Source organism: Cellulomonas chitinilytica, assembly GCF_016862675.1.
In the GTDB taxonomy this organism is placed as follows: domain Bacteria; phylum Actinomycetota; class Actinomycetes; order Actinomycetales; family Cellulomonadaceae; genus Cellulomonas; species Cellulomonas chitinilytica.
The window spans coordinates 90,094-103,127 of sequence record NZ_BONK01000010.1 but is presented as its reverse complement, the minus strand read 5'-3'; the positions used below and the strand labels follow the sequence as shown (position 1 = coordinate 103,127).

11 protein-coding genes are annotated in these 13,034 nt (G+C 72.1%); all 11 read right to left on the bottom strand.

Annotated features, from left to right (window positions below; all coding sequences use genetic code 11):
* Positions 1-12: 12 nt before the first annotated feature.
* Genes nuoL through Cch01nite_RS14780 form a run of 11 tightly spaced genes read right to left on the bottom strand, consistent with a single transcriptional unit; the run spans position 13 to position 13,009 of the window.
* The gene (gene nuoL / locus Cch01nite_RS14830; protein WP_203756532.1) at positions 13-1,998 is read right to left on the bottom strand and encodes an NADH-quinone oxidoreductase subunit L; all 1,986 of its coding nucleotides are present in this window, start codon (positions 1,996-1,998) and stop codon (positions 13-15) included.
* A gap of 11 nt (positions 1,999-2,009) precedes the next feature.
* Positions 2,010-2,309 carry an NADH-quinone oxidoreductase subunit NuoK gene (gene nuoK, locus Cch01nite_RS14825; protein WP_203756529.1) on the bottom strand — a complete coding sequence of 100 codons (300 nt, stop codon included), beginning with the start codon at positions 2,307-2,309 and terminating at the stop codon, positions 2,010-2,012.
* Positions 2,306-3,244 (bottom strand): NADH-quinone oxidoreductase subunit J, encoded by a 939-nt coding sequence (locus tag Cch01nite_RS14820; protein WP_203756527.1) that lies wholly within the window; start codon positions 3,242-3,244, stop codon positions 2,306-2,308. Before Cch01nite_RS14820 ends, nuoK begins: the two co-directional genes overlap by 4 nt.
* The gene (nuoI, locus tag Cch01nite_RS14815) at positions 3,241-4,089 is read right to left on the bottom strand and encodes an NADH-quinone oxidoreductase subunit NuoI (RefSeq protein WP_373309941.1); all 849 of its coding nucleotides are present in this window, start codon (positions 4,087-4,089) and stop codon (positions 3,241-3,243) included. Before nuoI ends, Cch01nite_RS14820 begins: the two co-directional genes overlap by 4 nt.
* The gene (gene nuoH / locus Cch01nite_RS14810; RefSeq protein ID WP_203756525.1) at positions 4,082-5,443 is read right to left on the bottom strand and encodes an NADH-quinone oxidoreductase subunit NuoH; all 1,362 of its coding nucleotides are present in this window, start codon (positions 5,441-5,443) and stop codon (positions 4,082-4,084) included. Before nuoH ends, nuoI begins: the two co-directional genes overlap by 8 nt.
* Positions 5,440-8,091, bottom strand: coding sequence for an NADH-quinone oxidoreductase subunit G (locus Cch01nite_RS14805; RefSeq protein ID WP_203756523.1), 2,652 nt, complete (start codon positions 8,089-8,091; stop codon positions 5,440-5,442). Before Cch01nite_RS14805 ends, nuoH begins: the two co-directional genes overlap by 4 nt.
* Complete coding sequence (nuoF, locus tag Cch01nite_RS14800; protein ID WP_203756521.1) at positions 8,088-9,428, bottom strand: NADH-quinone oxidoreductase subunit NuoF; 1,341 nt, start codon at positions 9,426-9,428, stop codon at positions 8,088-8,090. The genes Cch01nite_RS14805 and nuoF overlap by 4 nt, the downstream gene beginning before the upstream one ends.
* A complete protein-coding gene (nuoE, locus tag Cch01nite_RS14795; protein ID WP_203756519.1) occupies positions 9,428-10,324 on the bottom strand; it encodes an NADH-quinone oxidoreductase subunit NuoE in 897 nt (298 codons plus the stop codon). The genes nuoF and nuoE overlap by 1 nt, the downstream gene beginning before the upstream one ends.
* Entirely contained in the window at positions 10,324-11,673 is a 1,350-nt protein-coding gene (locus Cch01nite_RS14790; protein WP_203756517.1) for an NADH-quinone oxidoreductase subunit D, read from the bottom strand. The genes nuoE and Cch01nite_RS14790 overlap by 1 nt, the downstream gene beginning before the upstream one ends.
* Positions 11,670-12,461: an NADH-quinone oxidoreductase subunit C gene (locus Cch01nite_RS14785; RefSeq protein WP_203756514.1), complete on the bottom strand. Its 792-nt coding sequence runs from the start codon at positions 12,459-12,461 to the stop codon at positions 11,670-11,672. The genes Cch01nite_RS14790 and Cch01nite_RS14785 overlap by 4 nt, the downstream gene beginning before the upstream one ends.
* Positions 12,458-13,009, bottom strand: coding sequence for a NuoB/complex I 20 kDa subunit family protein (locus Cch01nite_RS14780; protein ID WP_203756511.1), 552 nt, complete (start codon positions 13,007-13,009; stop codon positions 12,458-12,460). Before Cch01nite_RS14780 ends, Cch01nite_RS14785 begins: the two co-directional genes overlap by 4 nt.
* Positions 13,010-13,034: the final 25 nt, after the last annotated feature.

Sequence of the window (13,034 nt, the reverse complement as noted above, 5' to 3'; positions counted from 1 at the left end):
GGCTGTGCTCCTTCAGCTCTGGGTGGCCAGGACGACGACGACGAGGACGACGAGCCCGAGCAGCATGGTCGCGGCGTACGACCGGACGAACCCGGTCTGGACCCGGCGTGTGATCTCGCCGAGCCCGATCTGCGAGCGGGCGATCCCGGTGACGGCACCGTCGACGACGGCCCGGTCGGCGAACACGAGCGAGCGGGTCAGCGCCTGGCCGGGCTCGACGAGCGCGACGTCGTTCACGGTGTCCTGGTACAGGTCGACGCGGGCGGCCCGCGTGAGGGCGGTGCCGAGCGGCGGGACGACCGGGACGGTCGCCGCGGCGTAGCGGCGGTAGGCGATGACGGTACCGACGACGACGACACCCAGGGTCAGCGTGATCAGCAGCCACACGGGCAGCACCGGCTCCTCGTGCTCCGGGGTACCCGTCACCGGTTCGAGCCACTCGACGAACTTGCCGCCGAGCGCCAGGAACAGGCCGATCCCGACGGAGCCGACCGCGAGGACGATCATCGGCCACGTCATGAGCCGCGGCGCCTCGTGCGGGTGCTGCGCGGAGCCGTCGCGCTGGGTCGACCAGCGGCGCTCTCCCTCGAACGTCATGAAGAACAGCCGCGACATGTAGAACGCGGTGATCCCCGCACCGAGGAGCGTGACCGTGCCGAACACCCACGCCCGCCACTCGGCGCCCGCGACGGGCACGAACGCCGCCTCGATGATCTTGTCCTTGCTGAAGAAGCCCGAGAACGGCGGGATGCCGAGGATCGCGAGCCAGCCGGCCATGAACGTCAGCCACGTGATCTTCATGTACCGGGCCAGCCCGCCGAAGCGGCGCATGTCGACCTGGTCGTCCATGCCGTGCATCACGGAGCCGGCGCCGAGGAACATCCCGGCCTTGAAGAAGCCGTGCGTGACGAGGTGGAAGATCGCGAACGCGTAGCCGACCGGGCCGAGGCCGGCGGCGAGGATCATGTAGCCGATCTGCGACATCGTCGAGGCGGCCAGCGCCTTCTTGATGTCGTCCTTCGCGCAGCCGACGATCGCCCCGAACAGCAGCGTGATCGCGCCGACGATCACGACGACGAGCTGCGCGGTCGGCGCCTCGTTCATGATCGGCGCGCTGCGCACGATGAGGTACACGCCCGCGGTCACCATCGTGGCGGCGTGGATGAGCGCGGACACCGGCGTCGGGCCGGCCATCGCGTCGCCCAGCCAGGACTGCAGCGGGAACTGCGCCGACTTGCCGCACGCGGCGAGCAGCAGCATCAGCCCGATCGCCGTGGCGACACCCTCGCTGACCTGCGCCGACCGGTCGCCGAGCACGTCGAGGAAGCTGACCGAGCCGAAGTTCGCGAACATCAGCCCGAGAGCGATGATCAGCCCCAGGTCGCCGATGCGGTTGGCGACGAACGCCTTCTTCGCGGCGACCGCGTACTCCGTGCGGTGGTTCCAGAACCCGATGAGCAGGTACGACGCGAGACCGACGCCCTCCCAGCCGACGAACAGCAGGAGGTAGCTGTTCGCGAGCACGAGCGTGAGCATCGCCGCGACGAACAGATTGAGGTACGCGAAGAACCGGCGTCGGTCCGCGTCGTGCTCCATGTACGCCACGGAGTACACGTGGATGAGCGAGCCGACGAACGTCACGAGCAGCACGAACGTCATCGACAGCGGGTCGATGCGGATGCCCGCGTCGACCTGGAACGCACCCGCGTCGATCCAGCTCCGCACGCTGAGGTCGAGGACCCGCTGGTCGGCGGGCCGGCCGAGCAGGGCGACGAACACCACCGCGCCGAACACGAACGACAGCGACGACGCCGCGACGCCGAGCCAGTGCCCCCAGCGGTCGGTGCGGCGGCCGCCGAGCAGCAGGATCGCGGCGCCGAGCACCGGGATGCCGACCAGGGCGGGGGCGACGAGGTAGATCCCGCCGCTCACCGGCTCCGGCGCGGGTCCGATGGTGGCGGCGGGCAGGCTCGCAGCCAGGGTGGTCAGGGTGTGCACGGGGCCGCCCCTCAGCTCTTCAGGAGGTTCACGTCGTCGACCGAGGCCGACCGGCGGGTACGGAAGATCGCCACGATGATCGCGAGACCGACGACGACCTCGGCGGCGGCCACGACCATGACGAAGAACGCGAGCACCTGGCCGGTGAGCGTCCCGTGGATCCGGGAGAACGTCACGAGCAGCAGGTTCGTGGCGTTGAGCATGAGCTCGACGCCCATGAACACGATGATCGCGTTCCGGCGCAGCAGCACCGTCGTCGCGCCGATCGAGAACAGGATCGTCGCGAGCACGAGGTAGTGGGTCAGGCTCATGCGTGCTCCTCCTGGTCCTGGGCGCCGGCCGTCGCGGCACCGGGGACGGGCACGCCGTGGTGGGCCGCGGACGGGTCGGCAGCGGGCGGCGGTGTCGGCTCCGGTCCTCCTGCGACGACCGGACGGTCGGCACCGCCCCCGGCCAGCACGCGGTCGATGCGGGCCGCGTACTCGCGTGCGTCCGCCTCCTGCCCGCGGATGCGCAGCACGCGCGGGACCGAGTGCTCCAGGGGCCGTCCGTCGGGCCCGAGCGCGGGCACGTCCATCGCGTTGTGCTTCGCGTAGACGCCGGGGGCCGGCAGCGGGGTGAGCACGCCACCTGCCGCGACCCGGGCGTCCGCGCGCTGCTTCTGGCCGACGTGCGGCGCGAGCCGACCGCGGTGCGTCAGGACGAGCGCACCGAGCGCGGCGGTGACGAGCAGGGCACCGACGACCTCGAACGCGAACACGTAGCTGCCGAACACGAGGTGCGCGATGGCCGTCGGGTTGTTGTCGCCGTTCGCCTGATCCAGCCCCGTGGGCCGGCCGTAGGTCGCACGGCCGACGACGCCGGCGAGCACGACCGCGAGGCCGACGCCGGCGAGCAGCCCGATCCAGCGCTGCCCCCGGATCGTCTCGACGAGCGAGTCCGACGCGTCGACGCCGACGAGCATCAGCACGAACAGGAACAGCATCATCACGGCGCCGGTGTAGACGACCACCTGCACGACCCCGAGGAACACCGCGTCCTGCGCGACGTAGAGGAACGCCAGCGAGATCATCACGACGACGACGGCCAGCGCCGCGTGGACGGCCTTGCGCGCGAACAGCAGACCGAGCGCGGCGAGCACCATGATCGGCCCGAGGGTCCAGAACAGCGCCGCCTCGGCGGTCGTCGTGGTCCCGGCGTCGGTGAGCGACGTCAGCAGGGCGGAGTGCAGGGCGACGGCGCTCATCGGGTGCCCTGCTTCGTCGCGGCCGCCACCGTCGCCGCCATCGCGGCGGCGGTCGGGGCCAGCTCGTTCGCCACGTCCAGCCCGGCACCGCCCGGCAGCGTCGGGTCGTCGGGCCGGTGCTCCGCGACCCAGGCGCGCTGCGCGTCCGTCGCGTGCGTGACCTCGCCGCGGTAGTAGTCGGTGTCCGTGGTGCCCTCGACCATCGGGTGCGGCGACGTGAGCATCCCCTCGCGCATCGGCGCCAGGAGGTCGTCCTTCTCCCAGATCATCCCGGCGCGCGTCGGCCCCGCGAGCTCGTACTCGTTGGTCATCGTGAGCGCCCGGGTCGGGCACGCCTCGATGCACAGGCCGCAGAAGATGCAGCGCAGGTAGTTGATCTGGTAGACGCGGCCGTACCGCTCCCCCGGGCTGAACTGCTGGTCCGGGGTGTTGTCGCCGCCCTCGACGTAGATCGCATCCGCCGGGCACGCCCACGCGCACAGCTCGCACCCGATGCACTTCTCGAGCCCGTCCGCGTACCGGTTGAGCTGGTGGCGGCCGTGGTACCGCGGCTTGGCCGGCACCTTCTCCGACGGGTACTGCTCCGTGACCGTCTTGCGGAACATGTTCGACAGGGTCACGCCGAAGCCGCCCACCGGGGCGAACAGCTCGGCGAGGCCCGTGCGCGGCTCGATGAGCGAGCGGTAGCCCTCGGGTGCCGGGGTCGCGACCTCGCCACCCTTCGGGCGCGGGGCGACGGCCTTCGACTGCCGGCCCGCGGGCGTGCCTGCGGGCGCCGGCTTGCGGGCCGGCGCCGGCTTCGCCGCGGGCGCCGCCTTGCCGACGGGCTTCTTCTTCTCAGCCACCGTGCACCTCCTGGGTGACCTGGGGGACGTCCGTCCCGGCGTCGTTCGTCGCACCCGCAGCTGCTGCCGCGGCCTGTCGCTGCTTGCGCGGAGACGGCGGCAGCACCTGACCGGGCAGCGGGGGCACCGGGTAGCCGCCCGCGAACGGGTCGATGACCTCGGGGCCGGGTGGCCGCTTCGGTCCGGTCGGCTTCTTCTTCTCGGGGATCGCGAACGACGCGAGCAGGCCGAGCAGCACGACGCCGGCGAGCACGAACAGCGTGGTCCGCAGGTCGAGCCCGGAGAACTGGCGCACGCCCTGCACGACCGCGACGCACACGACCCAGATCAGCGCGGCCGGGATGAGCACCTTCCAGCCGAGCCGCATGAACTGGTCGTACCGGAACCGCAGCACGGAGCCGCGGATCCACACGAACAGGAACATGAAGAACCAGAGCTTGGCGAGGAACCACAGCACCGGCCACCAGCCGGTCTGCAGGAAGCTGTCCGCCGGGATGAACGGCGCCCGCCAGCCGCCGAAGAACAGCGTCGTCGCGACGGCCGAGACGTTGAGCATGTTGATGTACTCGGCGAGGAAGAACCACGCGAACTTCATCGACGAGTACTCGGTCATGTACCCGGACACGAGCTCGCCCTCGGCCTCGGGGAGGTCGAACGGCAGCCGGTTCGTCTCGCCCACCATCGAGATGATGTAGATGACGAAGGCGGGCAGCAGCGGCAGGAACCACCAGACCTGCGTCTGCGACGACACGATCTGGGACGTCGACATCGACCCGGCGAGGATGAACACGCTCACCAGGGACAGGCCCATCGCCAGCTCGTACGAGATGACCTGGGCAGTCGAGCGCACGCCGCCGAGCAGCGGGTACGTCGAGTTCGACGACCAGCCGCCGAGCACGATGCCGTACACGCCGACCGAGGCGCACGCGAGGATGTAGAGCACCGCCACCGGGAAGTCGGTGAGCTGCAGCGGGGTGATGTGCCCGAACATGTTCACGGCCGGCCCGAGCGGGATCACCGCGAACGTCAGCAGCGAGCAGAACACGGCGATCATCGGCGCGACGATGTAGACGAGCTTGTCGGCCGCCTTGACGGTGACGTCCTCCTTGACCAGCAGCTTCATCGCGTCGGCGAGGGACTGCAGGAGGCCGAACGGGCCGTGCACGTTGGGTCCGGGACGGACCTGCATGCGCGCGACGACCTTGCGCTCGAACAGGATCGCGATGAGCACGCTCGTCAGCAGGAACACGATGATGGCGACGGCCTTGATGACCCAGATCCACCACGTGTCGTCGCTGAAGTCGGCCGTCACGGGCGCGACGGCACCGCTCGGGGCGAACAGCAGCGGGTTCATGCGCCGACCTCCTCGTCGCGACCAGGTGCATCCTCGCCGTCGCCGACCCCGGCCGCGGCGAGCTCGTGCGGCGCGGCGGCGATCCGCACCAGGTCCCCGGCGTCCGCGTGCAGCGTGTCGCGCACGGCGCTGCCGACGGAGTTCGTCGGCAGCCACACGACGAGGTCGGGCATGTCCGTGACCGCGGCCGGCAGCGTGATCGTCCCGGCGTCGGTCGACACGGCGACCCGGTCGCCGTCGGCGAGCCCCAGCTGCTCGGCCGTGCCGGCGGAGAGCCGGGCGACCGCCCGCTTGGCGGTGCCCGCGAGGAACGGCTCGCCCGTCTGCAGGCGGCCCGCGTCGAGCAGCTGGTGCCACGTCGCCAGGACCGCGTGGCCGGCCTCCACGGCGGGCGGCTCGGGTGCCGGGACCGTGGGTGCCTCGACGCGCGCGCCGTCCCAGCCGCCGAGCTGGTCGAGCTCCGCGTGCACGGCCGCGAGCGACCCGAGCCCGAGCTCGACGCCGAGCGCGTCGGCGAGCCGGTCGAGCACCCGGTGGTCGGCGAGCTCGTGCGAGACGAGCGCCTGCGGGAACGGCCGGGGACGGCCCTCCCACGTGACGAACGTGCCGCCCTTCTCGACGGGCGGCGCGACCGGGAGCACGACGTCGGCCCGGTCCGTGACCTCGGACCTGCGCACCTCGAGCGAGACCACGAACGGCACCCGGTCGAGCGCCGCGCGCGCCAGCGCGGGGTCGGGCAGGTCCGCGAGCTCCAGGCCGCCGACGACGAGGCCGCCGAGCCGACCGGCGGCGGCGTCGGCGAGGATCTCCCCCGTCGAGCGGCCGGGCGTCTCGGGCAGGTGCTCGACGCCCCACACCGCGGCGATGTCCACGCGTGCCGCGGAGTCGGCGACCGGCCGGCCGCCGGGCAGCAGCGAGGGCAGCAGCCCGACCTCGACCGCGGCCCGCTCGCCGACGCGACGCGGCACCCACGCGAGCCTTGCGCCCGTGCGGGCGGTCAGGCGGAGGGCCGCCGAGTACGCGCCGGGCGAGGCCGCGAGGCGCTCACCGACCAGGACGAGCGCGCCCTGCTCGCGGAGCGCGGCGGCGGTGTCCCCGAGCGCGCCCTCCGCGCTGGCGACGATCCCGTCGAGCACCTCCGCCTCCGTGCCGGGCGCCGCGGCAAGCAGCGTGCCGGCCAGCCGCTGCAGCCCGCGGCTCGCGAGCGCGGCCACCGACACCACCCGCGTGCGCTTCTTGACGACCGCGGAGCGCAGCCGCAGGAACGCGATCCCCGCCTCCTCCTCGGCCTCGAGCCCGACGAGCAGCACCGCGGGGGCCCGGTCGAGGTCCGCGAAGGTCACCTCGAGGGTCCGACCGGCGACGTGGTGGCCGAGGAACGCCTCCTCCTCCGCGGAGTGCGGGCGAGCGCGGCCGTCGACGTCGTTGGTGTCGAGCGCGACGCGGGCGAGCTTGGAGTACGCGTACGCGTCCTCGAGCGTGAGCCGGCCACCGGCGAGCACCGCGACGCCCACGGCCTCCTCACGCGGGTCGACGGGTGCCTGCGCGGCGAGCAGCCCCGCGGCGGCGACGTCGAGCGCCTCGACCCAGCTGGTCGGCTCGAGCTCGCCGGGCGTGCCGTCGGCGTTGCGTGCGCGCACGAGCGGGGTCGTGATGCGGTCCGGCGCGGACTGCCACGCGAACGCGAACCGGTCCTTGTCGGTGACCCACTCGTGGTTGACCGTGGGGTCGTCGCCCGCGAGGCGACGCAGCACGACGCCCCGGCGGTGGTCCACCCGGATCGCCGAGCCCTGGGAGTCGTGCTCCGCGATCCCGGGCGTCGACACCAGGTCGAACGGGCGGGACCGGAACCGGTACGCGGCGCTCGTGAGGGCGCCGACCGGGCAGATCTGCACGGTGTTGCCCGAGAAGTACGACGCGAACGGACGCCCGGTGGTGTCCTGCGTCGCGGCGCCCGTCGGCACGTCGCCCGCGAAGCCGAGCACGTCCGCGTCGAACGTGCCGATCTGCTGGTGCGCACCGCGCTTCTGCAGGTCGATCCAGACGTCGCCCGCGACCTCCTCGGAGAACCGGGTGCAGCGCTGGCACAGCACGCACCGCTCGCGGTCGAGCAGGATCTGGGTCGAGATGGAGATCGGCTTCGGGAACGTGCGCTTGATGTCGACGAAGCGCGACGTCGCGCGGCCGTTCGACATCGCCTGGTTCTGCAGCGGGCACTCGCCGCCCTTGTCGCAGACCGGGCAGTCGAGCGGGTGGTTGACGAGCAGCAGCTCCATGACGCCCTGCTGCGCCTTGTCGGCCTCGGCGGACGTGTGCTGCGTGCGCACCTCCATGCCCGGGGTGGCCTCGAGCGTGCAGGACGCCTGCGGCTTGGGCATCTTCGCGAGGTTGCCGTCGCGCCCCGGCGTCCACACCTCGACGAGGCACTGACGGCAGGCGCCGGCGGGGGCCAGGAGGGGGTGGTCGCAGAACCGCGGGATCTGGATGCCGATCTCCTCGGCGGCGCGGATCACGAGCGTGCCCTTCGGCACGGACGTCTCCAGCCCGTCGATGGTGAACGTCACGGTGTCGGCCGGAGCCACCGCGCGCTCGACGGGGGCCGCCGGGACGAGCGGCGTCGCCGTCTGCTGAGGGGACGTGATCGTCATGCGTGGACCCCCGCGAGCTGCGCACCGCTGCGGCGCGGCGTGTAGGCGAACAACGAGCTGCGCTCCGGCGGGAACAGCACGTCGGCGGGCGTGTGGGTGCCCGCCTCGAACTCCTCCCGGAAGTACTGGATGGCCGACGTGATCGGGCTCGTCGCGCCGTCGCCGAGCGCGCAGAACGCCCGGCCGAGGATGTTGTCGCACAGGTCCAGCAGCAGGTCGATGTCGGCGGACGTGCCGCGACCCGCCTCGAGACGCTGGAGCACCTGCGCCAGCCAGTACGTGCCCTCGCGGCACGGCGTGCACTTGCCGCACGACTCGTGCTTGTAGAACTCCGTCCACCGCGTCACCGCACGGACCACGGACGTGGTGTCGTCGAAGATCTGCAGCGCGCGGGTGCCGAGCATCGAGCCGGCCGCACCGACCGACTCGTAGTCCAGCGGGACGTCCAGGTGCTCGGCCGTGAAGATCGGCGTCGACGAGCCGCCCGGGGTCCAGAACTTCAGCTCGTGCCCCTCGCGGATGCCGCCCGCCATGTCGAGCAGCTCGCGCAGCGTGATCCCGAGCGGCGCCTCGTACTGGCCGGGGCGGGTCACGTGGCCCGACAGGCTGAACAGCCCGTGGCCGGTGGACTTCTCGGTGCCCATCTGCTTGAACCAGTCCGCGCCGCCCACGACGATGCCCGGCACCGACGCGATCGACTCGACGTTGTTCACGACGGTCGGCCGGGCGTACAGGCCCGCGACGGCCGGGAACGGCGGCTTGAGCCGCGGCTGGCCGCGCAGGCCCTCGAGCGAGTCGAGGAGCGCGGTCTCCTCGCCGCAGATGTACGCCCCCGCACCGGAGTGCAGCGTGATGTCGAGGTCGAAGCCCGAGCCGAGGATGTTCTTCCCGAGGTACCCGGCCGCGTAGGCCTCCTCGATCGACTTCAGCAGGCGGCGGTACACGTGCAGGACCTCGCCGCGCACGTACACGAACGCGTGGTGGCAGCCGATCGCGTACGACGTGATGATCATGCCCTCGATGAGGTGCTGCGGGCTGGCCAGCATGAGCGGGATGTCCTTGCAGGTCCCCGGCTCGGACTCGTCCGCGTTGACGACGAGGTAGCGCGGCCCGCCGTCGGGCGCGGGCAGGAAGCCCCACTTCATCCCCGTCGGGAAGCCGGCCCCGCCACGACCGCGCAGGCCCGAGTCCTTGACCATCGTGACGACGTCGCCGGCGGGCAGCGACAGCGCGCGGCGCAGACCGCGGTAGCCGCCGTTGTCCTCGTAGGTGGCGAGCGTCCAGGACCGGTCCTTGTCCCAGAGGTCCGTGAGCACCGGTGCCAGGGTCGTCGCCATCACGACTCCTTCGCGTCGTCGGACTGCTTCTTGGTCGTGCGCCGCGCCGGCGACACGTCACCGGGGGTCGTCGCCGGGCGCTCCGCGCTCGACTGCTCGCCGCCCGGCTTCGGGGCGTGCGACGCCGCGGGCGCCTTCGTCGTGCGGGTGCCCCTCGCGGGCGTCTTCGTCGACGCCTCGGCGTCGGCCGGGAACGGCGGGGCGACCCAGCCCTGCTCGCGCGCGAGCACCGTGCCGGCGAGCGTCGGCCCGCCGGCCCCGATCCCCTCGTCGGCCCGGCCGTCGCCGAACCCCGCGAGCACGCGGGACATCTCCTTGAACGTGCACACGCTGTGCGCGCCACGGGTCGGGGTGACCGGGTGGCCGGCCGTGAGCTCGTCGGCGAGCGCCACGGCCGAGTCCGGCGTCTGGTTGTCGAAGAACTCCCAGTTGACCATCACGACCGGCGCGTAGTCGCAGGCCGCGTTGCACTCGACGCGCTCGAGCGTGATCGCCCCGTCGTCGGTCGTCTCGTCGTGCCCGATGCCCAGGTGGTCGGACAGCTCCTCCCAGATGGCGTCGCCGCCCATGATCGCGCACAGCGTGTTCGTGCAGACGCCGACCGTGTACGTGCCGTTGGGGTGCCGCTTGTACTGGGTGTAGAACGTCGCGACCGCGGACACCTCCGCCGTCGTCAGGCCGAGTTCGGCGGCGCAGAACGCGATGCCGCGCGGGCTGACGTACCCGTCCTCCGACTGCACGAGGTGCAGCATCGGCAGCAGGGCCGACCGCTCCTGCGGGTAGCGGGCCTTGATGGCCGCGGCGTCCGCCGACAGGCGGGCGCGCGTCTCCTCGTCGTACCCCGCGCGGTGGGTCTGCCCGTTCGTCCGGGGCACCGGAACCTGCTCGACCGACATCAGCGGTCCACCCCTCCCAGCACCGGGTCGAGGGACGCGACGGCGACGACGACGTCGGCCACCTGCCCGCCCTCGCACATGATCGACGTGGCCTGCAGGTTGTTGAACGACGGGTCCCGGAAGTGCGCCCGGTAGGGGCGGGTGCCGCCGTCGGACACGAGGTGCACGCCGAGCTCGCCGCGCGGGTGCTCCACGGACTGGAACACCTGCCCGGCCGGCACCCGGAAGCCCTCCGTGACCAGCTTGAAGTGGTGGATCAGGGCCTCCATCGAGGTGCCCATGATCTCCCGGATGTGGTCGAGCGAGTTGCCCATGCCGTCCGCGCCGATCGCGAGCTGCGCGGGCCAGGCGACCTTCTTGTCGGCCACCATCACGGGCTGGCCCGCGGTCCGCTGCAGGCGGTCGAGCGCCTGCTCGACGATGCGCATCGACTGGTAGCACTCCTCCATCCGCAGCACGACGCGGGACCAGGAGTCTGCAGCGTCCGCCACCGGCACATCGAAGTCGTACGTCTCGTACCCGCAGTACGGCGCCGCCTTGCGCACGTCGTACGGCAGGCCTGCCGAGCGCAGCACCGGACCCGTGATGCCGAGCGCCATGCACCCGGACAGGCCGAGGTAGCCGACGTCCTTGAGGCGCAGGTGCAGGATCGGGTTCGCCATCATGAGGTCCTCGAGCTGGCGCAGGTAGTGCCGCACCGAGGTGAGGGTCTCGCGGATGGTGTCGATCGCCCCCGGCGGGATGTCCTGCGCGACGCCGCCCGGCCGGATGAACGCGTGGTTCATGCGCAGGCCGGTGATGAGCTCGAAGACCTTGAGGATCTCCTCGCGGGCCGTGAAGCCGACGGTCATGATCGTCGTGGCGCCGAGCTCGTTGCCGCCGGTCGCCAGGCAGACCAGGTGCGACGTGATCCGGTTGAGCTCCATGAGCAGCACCCGGATGACCGTCGCCCGCTCCGGGACGTCGTCGGTGATGCCCAGCAGCTTCTCGACCGCGAGGCAGTACGCGGTCTCCTGGAACAGCGGGGCGACGTAGTCCATGCGGGTGCAGAACGTCACGCCCTGCGTCCAGGTGCGGAACTCCATGTTCTTCTCGATGCCGGTGTGCAGGTAGCCGATGCCCGCACGGGCCTCGGTCACCGTCTCGCCGTCGATCTCGAGCATGAGCCGGAGCACGCCGTGCGTCGACGGGTGCTGCGGGCCCATGTTGACGACGATGCGCTCCTCGCCGAGCCGGGCCGCCTCCTCGGCGATCTCCGACCAGTCGCCGCCGGACGCCTCGAAGAACGGGACGCCCGACGTCTCGTCGTCGTGCACGGGACGCGTCGCGTGGGGGGTGGTGGTGCTCATGAGTAGGACCTCCGCTGGTCCGGGGGCGGCACGGTGGCGCCCTTGTACTCCACGGGGATGCCGCCGAGGGGGTAGTCCTTGCGCTGCGGGTGGCCGGGCCAGTCGTCGGGCATCTCGATGCGCGCCAGGGCCGGGTGGCCGTCGAACACGAGCCCGAAGAAGTCGAACGTCTCGCGCTCGTGCCAGTCGTTCGCCGGGTACACCGACGTGGTCGACGGGATGTGCGGGTCGTCGTCGGGGGCCGTGACCTCGAACCGCAGGCGGCGGCCGTGCGTCACGGAGACGACGTGGTAGACGGCGTGCAGCTCGCGGTCGGTCTCGTGCGGGTAGTGCACGCCGCTGACGCCCAGGCTGAGCTCGAACCGCAGGTCGGGGTCGTCGCGCAGCGCCCGGGCGACCGCCACGACGTGCTCGCGCCGGACGTGCAGCGTGAGCTCCTCACGGTCGACCACCACGGACTCGACCGCGGCCGCGAAGCCCGTGCCGTCCTCGTCGAGCACCTCGGCGAGGACGTCGACGACCTCGTCGAACCAGCCGCCGTACGGCCGCTCCGCCGGGCCGGGCAGCAGCACCGGGACGACGAGCCCGCCGTAGCCCGACGTGTCCCCCGTGCCGTGCGCGCCGAACATGCCGGTGCGGACGTCGACGACCTCGAGCGGGGTGCGGGCGGCCGGGACGTTCTGGCCGCCCGCCTCGAGCGCGGCGGCCGTCGTCGGCTGCGCGCCGGTGGTCGCGTCGCCGGGCTTCACGGCGTCGGCCGCATCCTTCTTCGTCGCGTCGTCGCTCACCGCAGCAGCCCCGTCATGTGATGGGTCGGCGTGGCCTCCAGCGCGGCGGCCTCCGCGGCGGCCACGGCCTCGGCCCGGTTGACGCCGAGCGGGCTGTTCTGGATCTGGTCGTGCAGCGCGAGGATCGCGTTGATCAGCATCTCGGGCCGCGGCGGGCAGCCGGGCAGGTAGATGTCGACGGGGACGATGTGGTCAACGCCCTGCACGATCGCGTAGTTGTTGAACATGCCGCCGCTGGACGCGCACACGCCCATCGACAGGACCCACTTCGGCTCCGACATCTGGTCGTAGACCTGCCGGACCACGGGCGCCATCTTCTGGCTCACCCGGCCGGCCACGATCATCAGGTCGGACTGCCGCGGCGACGCCCGGAAGACCTCCATGCCGAACCGCGACAGGTCGTACCGCGGCGCGCCGGCGGCCATCATCTCGATCGCGCAGCACGCCAGGCCGAACGTGACGGGCCACAGCGACGCCTTGCGGAAGTAGCCGACCAGGTCCTCGACCGTCGTCAGCAGGAACCCCGAGGGTGCTTCCTCGATCCCCATGTCAGTCCTCCCCTCGTGCGCATCC

Excerpts from the sequence above, each read along its gene's own strand:
- Cch01nite_RS14805 (WP_203756523.1), bottom strand. The coding sequence starts at position 8,091 with ATGACGATCACGTCCCCTCAGCAGACGGCGACGCCGCTCGTCCCGGCG.
- Cch01nite_RS14790 (WP_203756517.1), bottom strand. The coding sequence starts at position 11,673 with ATGAGCACCACCACCCCCCACGCGACGCGTCCCGTGCACGACGACGAG.
- Cch01nite_RS14820 (WP_203756527.1), bottom strand. The coding sequence starts at position 3,244 with ATGAGCGCCGTCGCCCTGCACTCCGCCCTGCTGACGTCGCTCACCGAC.
- nuoH (WP_203756525.1), bottom strand. The coding sequence starts at position 5,443 with ATGAACCCGCTGCTGTTCGCCCCGAGCGGTGCCGTCGCGCCCGTGACG.
- Cch01nite_RS14780 (WP_203756511.1), bottom strand. The coding sequence starts at position 13,009 with ATGGGGATCGAGGAAGCACCCTCGGGGTTCCTGCTGACGACGGTCGAG.
- nuoK (WP_203756529.1), bottom strand. The coding sequence starts at position 2,309 with ATGAGCCTGACCCACTACCTCGTGCTCGCGACGATCCTGTTCTCGATC.
- nuoF (WP_203756521.1), bottom strand. The coding sequence starts at position 9,428 with ATGGCGACGACCCTGGCACCGGTGCTCACGGACCTCTGGGACAAGGAC.
- nuoE (WP_203756519.1), bottom strand. The coding sequence starts at position 10,324 with ATGTCGGTCGAGCAGGTTCCGGTGCCCCGGACGAACGGGCAGACCCAC.